This window comes from Bacillus sp. 05T31, from assembly GCF_056396725.1.
This window is the reverse complement of sequence record NZ_JBFTMA010000087.1, coordinates 1-19,135: the sequence shown is the minus strand read 5'-3', so window position 1 is coordinate 19,135 and position 19,135 is coordinate 1. Positions and strand designations below refer to the sequence as shown.

Genomic DNA, 19,135 nt, shown 5'->3' with positions numbered 1-19,135 from the left:
GATCTAAAAACACACCAACCATCGCCCCGTCATTTAAATATACAGCAAAGTTTACACCGTTCTCTTTTACGATAAGTGGGAACTCACCGCGCTCTCCTGCGACAAAATCATCACCTTCAATGTATTTCCCTTTCGTATCAAAACGCTTTTTCTCATAAATCCCTTTGAAATTTGCTACTTTTTGAAGTGCTGCTATAATCTCATCGCGGAAAGTATAAACCCCTTCACTATACCAACTTATTACGTAATAGCCGTCATAATAATCGATGATTAAACCACCAAGGCCATCGCCCTCACCATTCAGGGCACGGAATGCTGTTGTATCATTTGATTTATAAAAATCTTTTCGTTTATGTAAAGCAGATTTGATTTTACTTTCAAAGAAAGGTTGATTAATTTGCTCTTTCTCTTTTCTCGTTAAAATCCATCCATATCCTTTATTTTGTTTTCCATAATAGCCTTTTCCGATAAATTGGTTCTTCTCATCTACTACGTTGATGATTGTTCCTTCTTCACGTACATCATTTAAATTTTGAATAGCATCTTTTAAAATAAGTGGATATCCACTTTTAATTTCTTTTATAAACTTCGGTTTTATTTTTATAGTTACTTCAGATCGCATGTAATGTCTTCCTTTCCATTTGAATGCTTTCTAATTAGTAGGAAGCAATGTAAAAAACGAGGCTGAAAAAAGCCTCGTTTCACTATACCATATTATTGCTTTGCTAGTACAACTAGCTCATCTCCTGGTATAACCGCTATATATTTATACAATGTTGAAAAAGTAAGACTACCATCATCGTGACGAATAAATAATATTACATCCTCTGAATCGCTCTCTTCTTTATTAATTTTTTGTTCTTCCTCAACTTGTATCGTTTTAAATGTATAACCCTCTTCAATTTTTCTATCTAACTCTTCATAAATTTCATTTTGACCAAACAGTAAATGAGCTTTTTTCGAAAGAGAGATGCGTTCTTGCTCAATCTTTTCCACATCATGAATCGGAAGTAAAAATATATTATGATGTCCAAACTGCGGTACATATGTGTTTGCGACTAATACATTGTAAGAATCCGTATCTGTAACTGAAATCAAGTATTCATACTGATTCATATCTACTTCAAATTGCAACTGCTCTGAGAGTACTTGGCCGTTATATGTATTAAGCCCTTTCACYTTTGCGCATTGCAAATGTTCTTCCGATACATCTACGATTAAGCTSGGAATCCCCATCTCTTTACAATGCATAGCGAATGCAGTTGAGAATGTACTAGCTCCTGAAATTAAAATACCTGGTGGCTGTGTATTGGCTAATCCTAATTTTTTTGCTAAAAATCCAATTGAAAATCCATGAGCACAAACTGTCGTAATTACGAGTGCAAATGTAAGTGCTGTTAATATAGAAGCATCTTTATACCCTTCTTGTAATAACTCCGTCGCAAAGTAACTTGAAACCGTTAATGCAACAATACCTCGCGGCGCAATCCAACCAACTAGCGCCCTTTCTGATCTTGTTAACTCTGTTCCGATTGTCGATACCCAAATTGATAAAGGACGAACAACAAATATCATCATAAGTACGAAGCTAATAATAGGCCAGCTAAAAATCTCCATAATCGTCGTTCTTGGAAGTGATGCTGTTAAGATGATGAAAACAGTCGATGTTAATAGTACGGAAATATTTTCGTTAAAATGACGAATATCACCGATAGAAGAAATATATTTCTTCATCCGTGCAAGTGTAATCCCCATTACAGTTACGGCTAGCATACCTGTTTCATGCATGACTTCATCTGCAATGCCGAAGCATAGTAATACCGTAACGAGCAAAATCGGTGCCTTTAAATATTCTGGTACTTTCCCTTTTAAAATCATATAACTCATAAAAATACTAAACGCATACCCAAGCACCATTGCAAATAACGAACCTGCAAAGAAATATAGTAACGTATGTAAGTGTACATTTTCTTTCGTTAAGAAATTTACAATTTGAAAGGCGAATACAGCAAGTAATGCTCCAAACGGATCAACGATAATCCCTTCCCACTTTAAAATTGCAGCTGTCCTTGGCTTTAATCGTGCTTGGCGTAACAACGGAATAATTACAGTTGGACCTGTCACAATAAAAAGTCCTCCAATAATAAATGCAACCGCCCAATCTAATCCAGCGACGTAATGAGCTGCAAGTGAGCCAGCAATCCAAGCAATAAACGCACCAAACGTAACAATACGAAATACTGGTTTTGATAGTCCCCTCAGTTCACGTACATCTAAACTTAAACTACCCTCAAACAATATAATGGCAACAGAAAGTGATACGAGTGGACTAAAAACATCTCCAAGCACCTCTTTTGGATTAATAATACCGAAAACTGGACCAATTAATAATCCGGCAACTGCCATAACAACAATAGCAGGGAGCTGGAAGCGCCATGCAGTCCATTGTGAGGCGATGCCTAGTGTAATAATAATAACGATACTAAGTAACAGTGATTCGACCATAATACCCTCCTTGTTCATAGTATTGCGAAAGCAAGGCATGAACCATACTTTGCATATGTACATTTCTTATTTAATTCTATTTTAATAATATATAATCTCATTAAATATATAGTCAAATCATTTCTATGATAGTAAGTTCATACCTGATTCTATATTTATATAAAAATTATAATTGACAACGATAATGATTTTCATTATCATTTACAGTATATGAAACGATGAAAATAATGATAGATTTATAGGAGGAATAAAGAAATGATTATTGTTACAAATACATCTAAAATTACGAAGGGTGACGCACATAAATTAATTGAGCGCTTTAATAAAGTAGGTAAAGTTGAAACAATGCCTGGTTTCTTAGGATTAGAAGTTCTTCTAACTGAAAATACAGTTGATTATGACGAAGTAACGATTAGCACTCGTTGGAATGCAAAAGAGGATTTCCAAGGTTGGACAAAGAGTGCGGCCTTTAAAGATGCGCATTCACATCGTGGTGGATTACCAGATTTTATTATCGATAATAAAATCTCATTCTATGATGTTAAAATTGTTCGTATGCCAATTGCTGTGGCTCAATAACTTCGTTTTTAATAATTGGTATAGAAGTATGAGAAGGAATACAACTTCTCTGAGACATGAAGAAATCTTCTTCTAATATTTTTTTAAGACTCCCAAACATAGAGCCGTCTTTCATACGATGTCCGTATAAAATCGTATTTCGATTTTGAGATTTTACATCGTTACGATGATCCATAAAAATACTACCTGCCCTCATGTCCTCGCCTTTATAATTACGGTATAAATAGTAATCATTATCTTTTGCTTGAACAATTGGATAATTAATTTGCGTATCATCCATCGTGATCCAGCCAACTATTTCTGGATTAATTTTTTGTAAGGCTTGAAACTGCGCACGTACTGCTCCATCTGATGATTTTTCTTCCATCGGACTCCTTTGATAAATATCTTGTGCTTCAGCCATTACTTTACGATTTTCATAGTAGTCCATGAACATCCCACCTAATTCATACACGGAGTAGAAAAAGATGCCTAAAAAAGCAACTGTAAGTATTCGTTGAAAAAAAGAGCTCTTTTTCTTTTCTTTTTTACTACTCAAATTATCACCTCAAAATGGATTGTGTGTATATTTAAATACCCATTGGCACCATATACAATCCTGTATCTTCATCGTGCTTTACAACAACGTCTACACCATATATCGTCTTGATCATATCTTCCGTTACGACTTCACCTGGCTTACCCTTCATCACAATTTCTCCATCTTTCATAACGATAATACGATCGCTATAACGGATTGCTTGATTAATGTCATGTAATACCATAACAATCGTTAAACCATGTACTTCATTTAACTCCTTCACTAACTCTAATATTTCAAGCTGATAGTAAATATCTAAATACGTCGTCGGTTCGTCTAAGAACAGCATGGGCGTATTCTGCGCTAAAGTCATCGCAATCCAAACACGTTGCCTTTCTCCACCGGATAAAGCATGAATTTCCTTATCACGTTTACTTAGCAAATTCGTACATGCTAAAGCCCTTTCTATTGCTTCTCTATCTTCATCAGTTTGCGAAGAAAATATATTTTTATGAGGCATACGGCCAAAGCTTGTTAATTTCTCTACCGTCATATCTGCCGGTGCTTCATTTTGTTGATGGACAACGGCTAACTTTCTAGCAAACTCTTTCGGCTTATACTGGCTAATAGCTTTCCCATCTAGCATTACTTCTCCGCTACGGGGATTATGATTTCGCGACATAACACCTAGTAATGTTGATTTCCCACAACCATTTGGGCCAATAATTGTTGTAATTTTTCCAACCTCTATTTCACTACTAACAGACTTTAAACGATCCGTTACATTATCATAAGAAAAGGTTACATTTTTAATTTCCATGAACTTTATCACTCTTTCTAAGCAAGAATATTAAGAATGGGCCACCAATAACTGCCATAATCGTCGCTGCTGGAATTTCGTTAGGTGGCACAATTAACCTTCCAATCGTATCCGCCGTCAAAATTAATAACGCCCCTGCAAGAGCAGAAAATGGAATTAATGCTTTATGGTCTGAACCAACTAGTTGTCTTGAAATGTGCGGAACGAGTAATCCTACGAAAGCGATAACGCCTGCAATTGCTGTTGATACTGCCGCTAAGAGTACTGCAATGGCAGAAATAATAAGACGAACTCTCGTCACGTGCAAGCCTAAGTTTTTTGCAGTCTTATCTTGTAGAGATAATAAGTTACACCAAGCTCCGACAAACAGTGCAAGAATAAGACCAATTGTTCCATAAGTAACCATTATTTCTACATCGCCCCACGTCTTCATCGTTATATTAGAAGTCGTCGTTTGCTTAATACTCTTAATGAAGTATCCACAAATCGTAATGAACGATTCATTTAATCCAGTGAACATCGCATTAATGGCAATACCAATTAAAATAATGCGAAGCGGACTTAATCCTGATTTCCATGAAAACGAATAAACGAGATAACACGCAAACGCACCACCTAGAAAGGCGAATACCGGCGTCCAGAAAAAGAATTGCGGGAATAGCGTAATAATAACAAGTGTCATAAAACTTGCTCCTGAAGATATCCCGATTACCCCAGCATCAGCAAGTGGATTTTTCATRACAGCTTGRAARAGCACGCCCGAAACAGCAAGAGCTGCTCCAGTAAATAGTGCAATAATAATACGTGGGAAACGTAAATCTTTAATCACTTCAACATCTTCATTTGCCCCTGTAAATATTCCTTGTACAAGGTCAATAATACCTACTTCTAAACTACCTTTCGTCGCTGACAACAAAGTCATAATGATGAGTAATACAGTAACAATAAAGAAACTCCAAAATTTTTTATTCATGCTAATCTTCCTTTATATTAAAATGCATCACGGATACATCATTTTTTTCAATTCATCTAACGCTTCAGTCGCTGCTAAATTTCCTGTCGTTCCAAATAAACGCTCTTCTAAATCGTAAACACGATTATTTTTAACTGCAGCGAAGTGTTTCCAAATATCATTTGTTTTAAATTCTTTATCAAACATTTTTACAACTTCATCAGGCATACCATGTGCCGCTCGTAAAATAATGTCTGGATCAGCTTTTTTTAAATACTCTGTATTAGAAGCTAAATACTCTACTTGTTCACCTTGTACAATGTTTTTACCACCTAATTGTTTCACTAAATCTCCAATATAAGAATGCTCTGTTGCTACTAAATAACTCCCCGGTACACCTAATAAAATAAGCACTGTCGGTTCTTTCTTTCCCTTTACTGCTTTTTGAATCTCTGCAACCTTGTTATCTAACTTAGTTACAACTGCTTCAGCCTGCTTTTCACGTCCATATTGCTTACCTAAATTACTAATGGAATTTTGCATATTTTTTAAACTTGTTAGATCTAAAAAGTTTGCTTTCATACCTACACCATCAAAAACTGGCTTTAATTCATATTCAAGTGTTGTCACGGATAATACTTCTGACGGCTTTAATGATTTTACCTTTTCCATATCAGGACTCATCGGATTCCCAACTTCAGGTAAACCTTTATATCTCTTTGGTAAATCTTTAGTACTTGTTGGTACACCAATTAAATCTACTTCTAACGCATCCATAATTTCAGTAACAGCAACTGTCGTTGCGACAATCCTCTCTTTACCCTCACTCTTTACCTGCTTCGCTGTTTCTTTTTTGGGCGCCTGGCATCCAGCTATACTCACTAATAAAATGATAGCCATTAGTACACTTACAATTTTCTTCACTCTTAATCACCACTCCTTTCCAAACAATATGAAACAAGTCTTGATGCATGCAAACATGCATCAAGACTCCAAAAATTACAATCTACCTGCTCTATATTTTCGAACTAGTAAAGCAAGTGAACCGAGCAGTAGCACCATGTATAAACCTAGTTGTGCTGTATCTGCTGTTTTTGAGTTTTTCTCTTTTTTCGAATCATTCTTTGTATCTTCTTTTTTCTTCTTATCATCTGCATTTCGGTTAAAATCAGGATTATCTACTTTTTTTACATTATCTACTTTCGGTGTAATCACTGGATTGTTCGGRTCATTTTTCGGATCTTTTTTTGGATCCTCTTTAATCGTCCCTAACGCACCAATATTATTTGTATCAAATTGAATTTGGACATCGTAGAAGTGGTGGTAGTTCATCTCATCAATGTCTACTTTCACTTTTGCATTTAATTTTTTAAATAAATCTTCTACTTCAAATTGTACTACTCGCGTATTTGCATTTTTATCTTCACTTACTACTTTTGCATCAGCAAAAAGACTATTGTTTTCTGTTTGGAATTTCGTAATCCACGCACTATTTTTCAGCGTCATCTCAATGTACTTTTTACCATCTTTAACGATTAATTTTGCTGGATTTACAGTATAGTCATGCATCTTTGAAAGTTCTTCTGTTTTGTCTTTTAACACTTTAAATGTAATATCATATTGACCATCTACTAAATTTTTCGGATCAACTATTACTTTCGGTGTATTATTTCCACCTTGATTGTCGTTTCCGCCTTGGTTATCGTTTCCACCTTGGTTCCCTAAAGCTTTGATACTATCTTGATCAAATACAAATTGAACATCGTAGAAATGGTGATAATTCATTGAATCAATATCTACTTTTACTTTTGCATTTAATTTTTTAGACAAATCATTTACTTCTACTTCTACTACTCTTGTATTTTGCTCTTTATTTTCACTTAATACTTTTGCATTAACGAACGAGCCATTCTTCTCAAAATCAAACTTTGTAATCCATGTACTATTTGTTAATGTAAACGATRCATATTTCTTACCATCTTTTACTTTCAATACACCTGGGCTTTTTGTGTATGTATTCATCATTGATATTTCATCTGTTTGATCTTTTAATACTTTAAAGCCAATGCTGTATTCACCGTCTTTAAGAGCGTTTGGATCAATTGTTGTATTATTGCCTTGGTTATCTAACAGTTTAATGCTCTCTTTATCAAATGCAAATTGAATATCATAGAAATGATGATAATTCATTGAATCGATGTCGACTTTTACTTTTGCGTTTAATTTTTTCGATAAATCTGCTACTTCCACTTCCACTACACGYGTATCAGCTTTCGTATCTTCACTYAATACAYTCGCATCAACAAACGAACCATTTTTATCAAATTCAAACTTTGTAATCCAAGCGCTATTCGTTAATGTGAATGATACATATTTTTTACCATCTTTCACTTTTAACACGCCTGGACTCTTTGTATACGTGTTCATCATTGAAATTTCTTCTGTTTGATCTTTTAAAGCTTTGAAATTGATACTGTATTCACCATCTTTAATTGTTTCAGCATCTGGATTTTTGTTTCCATCTGGTTTYTCTACTTCCGGTTTCTCTACTTCTGGTTTCTCTACTTCTGGTTTYTCTACTTCTGGTTTCTCTACTTCTGGTTTCTCTTCATTTTTAATTTGTTCAAGCTTATTTTGTTCAAATAAAAGTTGCACATCATGTGTTTGCTTATAGTTTCTTGATGCCATTTCGATAAATACTTTTGTATTTAGTTTTTTAGATAAATCGTTTACTTCAAACTCTACTACTCTTGTATCTTTTTCTTTATCTTCACTCACTACTTTTGCATCAACAAACGCACCATCTTTTTCCGTTTGGAAATTTTTAATTAATGAGCTGTTTTTTAACGTTACAATTGCTTTTTTCTTACCATTTTCTACTTTTAATACCCCTGGATTTACCATGTAAGTATTCATCTTAGATTCTTCATCTRTTTGATCTTTTAACACTTTAAATGGAATGCTGTACTCTCCATCTTTAATTGTGTTAGAATKTGGTTGTTGATCTGGGTCAGGCTTTTGGTCGGGCTTCTGACTCGGATCCGGATTTTCATTTGGATCTGGCTTATTAGCTGGATCCTCTTTTTCATTTGGTTGTTCTACATGAATCGGTGTAATACTATTTTGATCAAATGCAATACGCACATCATAGTCATGATGATAATTTAAAAAATCAATGTCTACTTTTACTTTCGCATTTAATACCTTCTCTACATCGTCCACATCAAATTCTACGACTCTTGTATCTTTTTCTTGATCTTCACTAATTACATTTGTCGCAACAAACTGACCACTTTTTTCCGTTTCAAACTTTGTAATCCATGAACTATGTTCTAACGTAAAGGATACTTTCTTTTTCCCATTCTTCACTTTTAAAGTTCCTGGACTTACAGAGTATTGATTCATCATGGATTCTTCATCTGATGTGTCTTTAAGAACTTTGAAACCGATTGAATATTCACCGTCAGCTAGTTGACTAGCTGCTTGAACTGCAAGGGGTTGTAATGTTGATGTGAATGTAAATACCATTAAAAACATCGCAACAACAATTTTAAGATATTTATTCAATAGAATACCGCTCCTTTATTTAGTTTTGACGTACTTTACGAATTAAGAAAACACCTGAAATAAGAAGTAATGCTGCAAATAATCCGATACGTGCTTCATCACTTGTTTTTGGGTTATCTGTTTTTTCAGCTTTCCCACTTTCATTTGTTCCTTTATTTACATCTTTGTTTGTTTCTTTGCTCTCTTCTTTCTTCACTTCTTCTTTTACTTGTGTATTTTTTTGAGTTTGATCTTCATTTTTTGTTGCAGCAGTTGCCTTATTATCTCCACCTACTGCTTTTACATTTGCATCAAACGCAAAGCGAATTGTGTAGTTATGGTCATAATTTACGTTCGGTACAACAACATGAATTTTTACAGCTGCTGGTTTAGATAAGTCGTCTATTTTAAACTCTACAGTTCTTTTATCTGCAGATTCATCTTTACTAACAACTTTTGCATCAACAAAGTTCCCGTTCTCTGGTGCTTTAAATTCTGTAATCCAAGCACTATGATTCATAGGAATTTGTACTCTCATCTCACCATTTTTTACAATTAACTTAGCTGGTTTTTCAAAATAATCATTTGCCATTGAAGCTGAATCATTTTCTGCTTTTTGTATGACATAGTTAATATCGTAAGTACCGTCAGCTACATTTGCCGAAGCTTGTCCGAATGGCACTACGAGAAAAGCTAGCATACATACGAATGTCATAATAAAAGCGGGTAATACCGAAAACTTTCTCATTTACCTTACTGCCTCCTTGTTTTTCTTTTTTTGAAAATGATAATTATTCTCAATATATAAGAAAAAAAATAATCTTTCTATCTCTATTTTATAACGAGTAACAATATGTAGTTAGAAATATATTGATTATCATTCTCATTGATAGACAAAAAAATAATCCCACCAATTTTTCCTATAAGAATAAACATAAAACTCTTTCATCATTTTATTGATTATCATTCTCAACGAATTTCAAAAAAAATAAACCGCCTAATTCTATCGTTCTATCACCTCTTCTTACAAAAATGATATAGTCATAGAAAACCTCTTCCCTTCCAATATTTCCACAACTAAGTCAATCTTAGCCTACTGGTAATTTTTTTGTCAACCATATTACGTATAAAATTTTTAATATCTGAATTCTTCTATATATAATTTTTCTACAAAAAAAGAGGCTTTCTTTTAAAGAAAGCCTCTTTCCCTTATTTTTCTACAGCAATTTCTTGCTTTTGAAATAAAGAAACTACATATCCAATTGCAATTCCAATGATACCCGGAACTAGCCAGCCAATCCCTACACTGTATAATGGAATCTTATCTAAAATAGGTGCTAATGCTGCAATTTGCAGATTCGCATTGTGCAATCCATCAAAAAAGCTAATCGCAAATGATCCTACAATACCGCCTACATACATCGCTAATGGAAGACGAACGTAATTTTCAACGAGTGATAATACGATAAGTACGATACCAATTGGGTAAATTGCAATTAGAATTGGTAATGCTAATGCGTTTAACTGAGTTAAACCAAGATTTGCTACCATAAATGCTAATACACAGAAAATGAAAATGACTTTTTGATAAGAAAGCTTTGGTAATAACGAAGAAAAATATTCTCCACAAGCTGCTACAATACCGACAGAAGTTGTTAAGCATGCTGCTGTAATTGCGATGCCTAGTAATAATGTTCCGTAGCTACCAAATAAATGATTCACGACGTTTGTTAAAATAATTCCGCCGTTTGCTCCCATTCCAAGTGAAACACTAGAAGCTCCAAGGTAAGCAAGTGCTAAATAAACAAGAAGTAAGCCAAGTGCTGCAATAAATCCTGCAAAGATTGTTACTTTTGCAATACTGTTCTTATTTGTAATGCCTTTTGCTTTTAAAGCATTGATCACAACATTTCCGAAAACAAGTGCTGCAAGTCCATCTAAAGTTAAATATCCATCAATAAAACCTTTAAAGAGCGGGGCACTATACGCTTCTGTAGGGGCACCAAACTCTCCCATTGGAGTCATAATTGCTTTCGCTACAATAATTGCAATAACAGCTAATAAAATTGGAGTTAACACTTTACCAATGCGCCCCACTAATTTCGATGGGTTTAATGCTAAATAGAAAGTTACTGCAAAGAAAATAAATGTAAAGATAACAAGTGGATAGGATTGACCAGCTATCTCACTTGGTAAAAACGGTGCAACACTCATTTCATAAGCAACAGTCCCTGTACGTGGCACACTAACAAATACGCCTAAACATAAATAAATTGCAGTAATGAAAATTAGCGCGAATACAGGATGTACACGTCCTGCTAATTCATTAATATCTCCCTTTAGAGCTATAACAATAACTCCTAATAAAGGCAGTCCTACACCTGTTACGATAAAGCCAAATAACGCGATCCATACATCTGTTCCAGCACCTTGCCCTAACGCTGGTGGGAAAATCATATTACCGGCACCGAAAAACAGTGCAAATAACATTAAGCTTATTGCAAACATCTCAGAAAACTTTAAAGATGACTTCATTTCTACTACCTCCTAATTATTTCACTGACAAAATATTCTGAATTAAAACCCGTCACACATCCTCTTTCAAGCATACTTCCCCGTAAAAGAACGCAAAAAACACCCGTCCCTAACAAAGGGACGAGTGTTGAAATCGTGGTTCCACCCTTATTCTAATAAAATGAATTTATAACGAAATAAGCTCATTTTATAGCTCGTGTAAATTGATAACGGTTTTATCCGCCAAGAATTACAATGCATCTGCAGTTCACTCTTGAAGTTTAGAGGTGGTAAGTTTGTCTTTCCGTATTAGGAAGCTCACAGCCTAAGGCTTCCCTCTCTGARAATCGTCAAAAACAACTCATGTCCTCATCATTACTTTTATAAAATATGTTGTCGAAACTTGTTGTTTTTTATTATATGGGCTATTTTTTAAAAAATCAATAGTTTTATTTTTTCTGACAAAAAAATATAGGGAGAAAATTTTTCCTCCCTATAACTGTCCTATTAATATTTCTAATTCTTCCGCTGTAATATCCCGCCACTTTCCAGATTCCAGTCCATTTAGCTCTATATTCATAATACGAACTCGCTTTAACTTTGTTACAGTAAATCCGAAAGCRCGRCTCATTCTACGAATTTGCCTATTCATTCCTTGCGTTAAAACGATRCGRAATGTAGAYTGATYMACTCTCGTCACTTTACAWGGCTTCGTCATTCCATCTTTAATCTTTACACCGCTGGACATCTCATCAATAAACCAATCTGTAAACGGCTTATCAACCGTAACGATGTATTCTTTCTCGTGCTCATGATCACCGTGTAAAATTTGATTTGCAATCCCACCGTCATTCGTTAATAAGATTAGTCCTTCCGACGCTTTATCTAATCGCCCAACAGGAAAGATACGCTCTGGGTAATTGATATAATCAATAATATTATCTTCAATATGCTCGGCTGCTGTACAAGTAATACCAACTGGTTTATGAAAGGCGATATACACCTTTTCCTTCTCTTCTTTTGCAATAACCTGTCCATCAATCGTTACAACATCACCATCACTCACGATTGCACCGTACGTACATATTTCGCCGTTAATCGTCACGCGTCCCGCTTTAATGAGGCGGTCTGTTTCACGTCTTGAGCAGGATTTTGCTTCGCTTATGTATTGGTTGATTTTCATGTTTTGTTCCTTTTCTTATAGATTAAAAGCGTCAATCCATGGCAATATCATTATGCCAAGATTGACGCTCCTTTACTTCGCAAAAACAACTAAATAAATAACCCCAATTACCAAAAATATTCCGCAACAAGCTAACAATACTTTTGCAAGTTTGTCCATAAACATATAATGGTTTCCCCTTTTGTTTGGTTGTTTGCTATTTTAATTCGACAACTGTTACGCCTAGGCCTCCCTCGCCCATGTCACCGTAGCGGTAGGTTTTCACACCGCGATGTTTCTTCAAGTAATCTTGTACACCTTGGCGAAGCGCTCCTGTTCCTTTACCGTGAATAATTGATACACGAGGATAGCTTGCAAGCTGTGCATCATCTAAATATTTTTCAACGCGCATCATTGCATCTTCATAACGTTCGCCGCGAAGGTCTAGCTCTAACGACACGTGATAATCTCTACCCTTCACACTTGCGACTGCTTTTTTCTCAGTTTGCTTCGGTGTATTAATGTATTCCATATTGGATTCTTTCACTTTCATCTTCAGAATACCAATTTGTACGCTCCACTCTGTATCACTTACTTTTTCAAGCAATTGACCTTTTTGACCGAACGTTAACACTTTTACTTCATCACCTGCGCGTAATTGTTGTTTTGGCGCTGTGTTTTTCACGTTTACTTTTTGTTTCTTCACAAGCTCTGGCGCCGCACCTTCTAGACGGCTCTTCGCTTCAATAAGCTCATGGTCTTTCACGTTTATAAGCTGTGCTTTACGCAATTGACGAAGTTCWTGAATAATGCCTTCTGCTTCTTKCTTYGCAGCTTCGACTTTTTCTTCCCCTTCTTTTTGCGCTTTCTACGTCCTGGTACACCGATTAATAATTTGTACGTTGGGCTTAATGTATTCACATCGAACTCAACGCTCGCATTAATAACTTGCTCACGATTGTATCCATATGCTTTTAATTCTGGGTAATGCGTCGTTGCAACAACGCGAGCACCACGGTTACATACTTCATCTAAAATAGAAATCGCTAGTGCAGCCCCTTCTTGCGGATCTGTCCCAGCACCTAATTCATCAAATAGGACTAAACTTTCAAAATCAGCTTTTTCTAAAATATCTACAATGTTTACCATATGAGAAGAGAATGTACTTAAATTTTGTTCAATCGATTGCTCATCACCGATATCAGCAAAGATGTTTTTAAATACACATATCTCTGATTCATCCATTACTGGAATATGAAGACCAGATTGCGCCATTAAGACACAAATACCGACTGTTTTCAGTGTAACTGTTTTACCACCTGTATTCGGTCCTGTAATAACGATTGTTGTAAAGTCTTTACCAAGCATAATGTTATTTGGCACGATAATTTCCGGATCAATAAGCGGATGGCGTGCTTGTTTTAAATCCATGTAGCGTTCATTATTTACGATTGGCTTCGTCGCTTTAATTCGCTTCGCATAAAGAGCTTTCGCAAAAATAAAATCAAGATTTGCAACTACTTCTACGTTTGATAAAACAATATCAGCTTCCACTGCTACTTCTTCCGTTAACATCATTAAAATGCGTTCTACTTCTTGTTTTTCTTTCACACGTGCTTCTTGAAGCGCATTATTTAATTCCACGATTACTTGCGGTTCTATAAATAACGTTTGTCCAGAAGCAGATTGATCGTGAACAATACCACCATATACGCCGCGGTATTCTTGTTTTACCGGGATTACGTAGCGTTCGTTACGAATCGTTACAATTGCGTCTGATAACATTTTTTGCGCGTTTGAAGAACGCGTCATGTTTTCTAATTTCTCACGAATACGGCTTTCCGCAGTACGAATTTGGTTACGAATACCACGCAATTTATCACTTGCGCTATCGACTACTTCACCGCCGTCACCGATACAGTTTGTAATTTTCTTTTCTAAATCATATAAAGATACAATTTGTGCAACATGTGTTTCTAAAATCGGAAGTTCAACACCATTATCAATCATATCGTCAATGAAGCGTTTCATTTGGCGACTACCATACATCGTACTTGCGATTTCAATTAATTCATGAGGACTTAACATACTTCCAATTTTCGCACGCTTAATATTTAAACGAATATCAGAAATCCCTCCAAGTGGTACATGTCCTTTTAAACGGATAACTTTTGCTGCCTCATCCGTTGTTTCTTGCAGTTCCACAATTTCTTCAAAATCTGTGCTTGGCACTAAATTCTTCACTTTATCACGACCAAGTGAAGATGCTGTATGTTCAAGTAATTGTTCTTTTACTTTATTGTATTCTAATACACGCAACGTTCGTTCTAACATGCTGCAGGTCCCCCCTGTATTACTTATTACGTTTAATATAGTCTAATAAACGTTCAATATCCCATGTGTTAATCACGTTATCTTTTTGAATCCAACCTTTACGCGCTGCTGCTACACCTGTTTCCATATCTTCTAACATTTCAAGTGTATGGGCATCCGTATTAATCGCTAYTTTTACACCAGCATCTTGTGCTTGTTTTAATAATTTCGCGCTTAAATCTAGACGGTTTGGATTTGCATTTAATTCTAAAACTGTATTTGTTTCTTTTGCGAGCTGGATTAATAAATCTGTATCTACATCGTAACCCTCACGGCGCCCAAGAAGACGTCCTGTCGGATGGGCAATCATTGTGACATGCTTATTCTCAAGTGCAGTGCGAAGACGCTTCATAATCGTTTCACGGTCTTGTGAGAAGCTAGAGTGAATGGCTCCAATGACATAATCTAGTTCTGCTAATACTTCATCGTCAAAATCAAGTGTCGCATCTGGTAAAATGTCCATTTCAATCCCGCGCAAAATTGTAATGTCTGGATACTTTTCATTCATACGTTCAATTTCTTTCGCTTGTTCACGAAGACGCTCTTTCGTTAAACCGTTCGCTACTTTCAAGTATTGCGAGTGATCAGTAATTGCCATAAATTTATATCCACGAGCGCGGCACGCTTKTACCATTTCTTCAATTGAAAAAGCACCGTCACTCCACGTTGTATGCATATGTAAATCACCCTGTATATCAGAGRACTGAATTAAGTTSGGATACTCTTTAATTAATTCAATTTCTTTTCCATCTTCACGCACTTCTGGTGGGATGAATGGAAGGCCAAAGTGGGCGAAGAATGCTTCTTCTGTTTCGAATGTTTTCACTTCACCTGTCTCTAAGATTTCCACACCRTATTCACTAATTTTCTCGCCTCTATCTTTCGCAATTTGGCGCATTTTTACGTTATGGTCTTTTGATCCTGTGAAATGGTGAAGAGTTGTAATAAATTCTTCTGGTTTTACTAAGCGGAAGTCAATTGAAATATCATATTCATATTGAAGACGMACAGATACTTTCGTRTCTCCACTTGCAATCACTTCAATCATATTATCAAATTGTAGTAAATGTTCACGTACTACTGCTGGCTCTGTCGTTGCAATGATGAAATCTAAGTCTTTCACTGTCTCACGAACACGGCGTAAACTACCAGCGCGTGAGAAACGAATTATTTCAGCAACATTCGACAATTTCTCCTCTATTTCCCCGGCAATAGGCAATACCATCGCAATTGGTAACCTCTCTGGACGAGAGCCTACTTGATCAATTGCTTCTAATATTTTCTCTTCTGTTTTCTTACCGAATCCCGCTAAAGCTTGTACTTTATTTTCTTCACAAACAGCTTTTAACGTTTCCATATCAACAACACCAAGTTCTTTGTATAACTTGGCCACCTTCTTACCACCAAGGCCTGGTAGTTTTAATAGCGGTAATAAACTGCTTGGTACTTCTTTTTCAAGTTCTTGTAGTACTTCAGATGTTCCCGATGCTATATATTCTTGAATAACTGCTGCCGTTCCTTTTCCGATACCTGGAATCTTTGTGAAATCTTCAATTTCAGAAAGACTACGGTCATCACTTTCTAGTGCTGCCGCCGCTTTACGGAATGCAGATATTTTAAATGGATTCGCGCCCTTYAGTTCCATAAAYAGGCCGATTGTCTCTAGTAATTTGATAACTTGTTTTTTATTCACTTTCATCATTGCCCCGCCTTTCTTTCATAGAAAAAAACTTCTCTTTCCGAAAAAAGAGAAGTTACACTCTGCTACCTGTCTGCCATAGTTCCTTCACCTTTTCAGAAAGAATCGGTGTATCGTCTACAATTATTTTGCTAATTGATGATTTTTGTAATGGTGTTTGTATTTGTTCAATTGGAAGAATTGATCCAACAATAATTAAGACAAACAGAATGATATACACTTCTAAAAAGCCAAGAAGTGCCCCAGCAACCGCATTGACTTGCTTTAAAACTGGGATTTCTGCAAACATATTCAGTAAATTACCAAGTAGTGAAAGTGCGATTTTTGTAATAATAAATAATACAATAAACGCAATTGCTTGATAGAAGACACCCTCAATATTATTCGCATCTATCCATTCGGGAACAGAAACATTCTTATCAAATGGATACGGAATAATTTTCGCAAGTGCTGGCGCTAAATCTTTACAGTACCAGTATGCAACGAGGTATGCGATAATAAAGCTTGTTAACTTTACAAGTTGCAAAATAAATCCTCTGCGTAAACCGAGGAAGAATCCCATAACAAGCAGTAAAATGATAATAATATCAATCATGCTATTCAATTCCTTTTTGTGTCATACTTTCTTTCAATTTCTCATGTTCTTCTTTTAATTTTATGTAATCGTGTATGACGTTTACCGCCGTCAATACCGCTAGTCTACTCGTATCAAGCGAAGGATTCTTGGCATTGAGTTCGCGCATTTTATCATCCACAATCGCTGCTACCATGCGGATATGACTTGTACTTTCATCGCCAACAACTGAATATTGTTGACCATATATTTCTACATTAATTCGACTTTTATTTCCCTTTTGTTGTGACAACTCACCGGCCTCCAATCACGTACAGAATCCTAAAGTTTATCATACCATGAACCATCATAATATGGAAACAGAAAGAACAATCCGATATGATAAAAATAACAATATTAAAAAAGGAGCGACCATTTTGTCAAATTCTATCGTAATACAAACAAGTTCTAGTGCAATTGAAGACATGAAACAACAGTATAAACAAGCGCTTAGCCCGAAAATTCCGCAAGGCGGTGTCTTCATGGCAAAGGTGCCATCTTGCACGATTACAGCGTATAAATCTGGAAAAGTAATGTTCCAAGGAGGCCGTGCTGAAGCTGAAGCTGCTCGTTGGCAAACTGTCTCTCAAACACCGAAATCAGCTGTAAAAAAATCGGTCAATTCGCATCAATATGCACCACCTTCTTCTATTGGTACAATGTCGATTTTAGGGTCCGATGAAGTAGGTACTGGTGATTACTTCGGACCGATGACAGTTGTTGCTGTATATGTGGATGCGAAGCAAATTCCACTTTTAAAAGAACTCGGTGTAAAAGACTCCAAAAACTTAAATGATGCTCAAATTGCTGAGATTGCAAAACAACTCCTTCACGTTGTTCCTTACAGCTCCCTCGTTCTTCATAATGAAAAATATAACGAGCTATTTGATAAAGGAAACAACCAAGGTAAACTGAAGGCTTTACTGCATAACAAAGCCATAACAAACTTATTGGCTAAAATTGCACCTACAACACCTGAGGGTATCTTAATCGACCAATTTACACAGCCTGATACATACTATAAATATTTAGCGAAACAAAAACAGGTACAGCGTGAAAATGTTTACTTCGCTACAAAAGGTGAAAGTGTCCATTTAGCAGTAGCCGCCGCTTCCATTTTAGCTCGTTACTCATTCGTAAAACAATTTGACGAACTAAGCAAAAAAGCTGGTATGCCACTTCCGAAAGGTGCTGGTAAACAAGTTGATATTGCCGCTGCTAAATTAATTCAGAAAGTCGGAAAAGAAAGATTACCTGAGTTTGTGAAGCTGCATTTTGCTAATACAGAAAAGGCATTTCGCTTACTAAAAAAATAACTACTTTTTAGTATCGACAGGATATGACTGAACTAAACAAGGCGAAAAGAATTGAATTCTTTTCGCCTTTTATGGATGATATATTATTTTTGGCAATCCTTTATCCATACAGTTACGCCAATTTCTTTTTAAAAATGGGATAATCCATAATAACGCGATTCCTAAAATGAACAATGTTGAAATAATACCACTCGTTATACTCATAGGAGGAGATGCACTGATAGATTCAGATGGATTATAAATAATAATCACATCTTTTATTACTACTAATATGTTGAATATCATATGTACGATAATTGGTAGGACAAGACTTCTAGATTTTATATACAATAAACACATAACTACTCCCAACAAAATAGCACTAAATGTTGCTTGTAAATGCAATATACCAAATATAATCGAGGAGATTATTACACTCGTTTTCATACTAAATTTCAAATGTAACTTACGCAATAAATATCCACGGAACAATATTTCTTCAGTAATAGGTGCAATAAATGCCACCCCCATACAACGAATCCATACTTGTAATACAT

At 35.6% G+C, this 19,135-nt stretch carries 15 protein-coding genes, 2 pseudogenes and 1 other annotated feature; of the genes and pseudogenes, 2 read left to right on the top strand and 15 right to left on the bottom strand.

The genetic code is table 11. The features are described from left to right. On the bottom strand, window positions 1-622 hold a 622-nt coding region (locus AC1DJR_RS08390; protein WP_477002378.1), incomplete at its 3' end, for a class I SAM-dependent rRNA methyltransferase. Between the two features lie 92 nt (window positions 623-714). Further along, complete coding sequence (locus tag AC1DJR_RS08385) at window positions 715-2,505, bottom strand: cation:proton antiporter (protein WP_429688076.1); 1,791 nt, start codon at window positions 2,503-2,505, stop codon at window positions 715-717. Between the two features lie 255 nt (window positions 2,506-2,760). On the opposite strand from AC1DJR_RS08385, the gene isdG reads away from it, so the two are divergent. Beyond that, window positions 2,761-3,084, top strand: a complete 324-nt coding sequence (isdG, locus tag AC1DJR_RS08380; RefSeq protein WP_429688075.1) for a heme oxygenase — start codon at window positions 2,761-2,763, stop codon at window positions 3,082-3,084. A gap of 46 nt (window positions 3,085-3,130) precedes the next feature. Here isdG and srtB read toward each other — a convergent pair. The 12 genes and pseudogenes from srtB to zapA all read right to left on the bottom strand — a co-directional run. Then, window positions 3,131-3,622: pseudogene (gene srtB, locus AC1DJR_RS08375) on the bottom strand (class B sortase); the annotation flags it as partial. A 31-nt stretch (window positions 3,623-3,653) separates the two neighbouring features. Further along, window positions 3,654-4,424 (bottom strand): ABC transporter ATP-binding protein, encoded by a 771-nt coding sequence (locus AC1DJR_RS08370; RefSeq protein ID WP_429688073.1) that lies wholly within the window; start codon window positions 4,422-4,424, stop codon window positions 3,654-3,656. Then, a complete protein-coding gene (locus AC1DJR_RS08365; protein WP_002034255.1) occupies window positions 4,414-5,397 on the bottom strand; it encodes a FecCD family ABC transporter permease in 984 nt (327 codons plus the stop codon). The genes AC1DJR_RS08370 and AC1DJR_RS08365 overlap by 11 nt, the downstream gene beginning before the upstream one ends. A gap of 27 nt (window positions 5,398-5,424) precedes the next feature. Then, window positions 5,425-6,300 carry a heme ABC transporter substrate-binding protein IsdE gene (isdE, locus tag AC1DJR_RS08360; protein ID WP_002143317.1) on the bottom strand — a complete coding sequence of 292 codons (876 nt, stop codon included), beginning with the start codon at window positions 6,298-6,300 and terminating at the stop codon, window positions 5,425-5,427. A gap of 75 nt (window positions 6,301-6,375) precedes the next feature. After that, entirely contained in the window at window positions 6,376-8,943 is a 2,568-nt protein-coding gene (locus tag AC1DJR_RS08355) for an NEAT domain-containing protein (RefSeq protein WP_477002377.1), read from the bottom strand. A 19-nt stretch (window positions 8,944-8,962) separates the two neighbouring features. After that, window positions 8,963-9,670 (bottom strand): heme uptake protein IsdC, encoded by a 708-nt coding sequence (gene isdC / locus AC1DJR_RS08350; RefSeq protein WP_429688071.1) that lies wholly within the window; start codon window positions 9,668-9,670, stop codon window positions 8,963-8,965. 461 nt (window positions 9,671-10,131) lie between these two features. Continuing rightward, on the bottom strand, window positions 10,132-11,457 hold the full coding sequence (gene brnQ6, locus AC1DJR_RS08345) for a branched-chain amino acid transport system II carrier protein BrnQ6 (protein ID WP_429688070.1): 1,326 nt from the start codon (window positions 11,455-11,457) through the stop codon (window positions 10,132-10,134). 113 nt (window positions 11,458-11,570) lie between these two features. Beyond that, window positions 11,571-11,821 (bottom strand) — a binding site (T-box leader). A 108-nt stretch (window positions 11,822-11,929) separates the two neighbouring features. Beyond that, the gene (locus AC1DJR_RS08340; protein WP_477002376.1) at window positions 11,930-12,619 is read right to left on the bottom strand and encodes a 23S rRNA pseudouridine(2604) synthase RluF; all 690 of its coding nucleotides are present in this window, start codon (window positions 12,617-12,619) and stop codon (window positions 11,930-11,932) included. Window positions 12,620-12,815: 196 nt separating this feature from the next. Then, a pseudogene (locus tag AC1DJR_RS08335) lies at window positions 12,816-14,932 on the bottom strand (endonuclease MutS2). 19 nt (window positions 14,933-14,951) lie between these two features. Next, window positions 14,952-16,670, bottom strand: coding sequence for a DNA polymerase/3'-5' exonuclease PolX (gene polX / locus AC1DJR_RS08330; protein WP_477002375.1), 1,719 nt, complete (start codon window positions 16,668-16,670; stop codon window positions 14,952-14,954). A gap of 55 nt (window positions 16,671-16,725) precedes the next feature. Next, window positions 16,726-17,265, bottom strand: coding sequence for a CvpA family protein (locus AC1DJR_RS08325; RefSeq protein ID WP_002015450.1), 540 nt, complete (start codon window positions 17,263-17,265; stop codon window positions 16,726-16,728). Window position 17,266: 1 nt separating this feature from the next. Next, window positions 17,267-17,536 carry a cell division protein ZapA gene (gene zapA, locus AC1DJR_RS08320; RefSeq protein ID WP_002112165.1) on the bottom strand — a complete coding sequence of 90 codons (270 nt, stop codon included), beginning with the start codon at window positions 17,534-17,536 and terminating at the stop codon, window positions 17,267-17,269. A 124-nt stretch (window positions 17,537-17,660) separates the two neighbouring features. Here zapA and rnhC point away from each other — a divergent pair, with 124 nt between their 5' ends. Further along, window positions 17,661-18,599 (top strand): ribonuclease HIII, encoded by a 939-nt coding sequence (rnhC, locus tag AC1DJR_RS08315; RefSeq protein ID WP_429688109.1) that lies wholly within the window; start codon window positions 17,661-17,663, stop codon window positions 18,597-18,599. A 69-nt stretch (window positions 18,600-18,668) separates the two neighbouring features. Here the strand turns inward: rnhC and AC1DJR_RS08310 are convergent. Beyond that, the coding region (locus AC1DJR_RS08310) for a lysostaphin resistance A-like protein (RefSeq protein ID WP_477002374.1) at window positions 18,669-19,135 on the bottom strand (467 nt) is incomplete at its 5' end.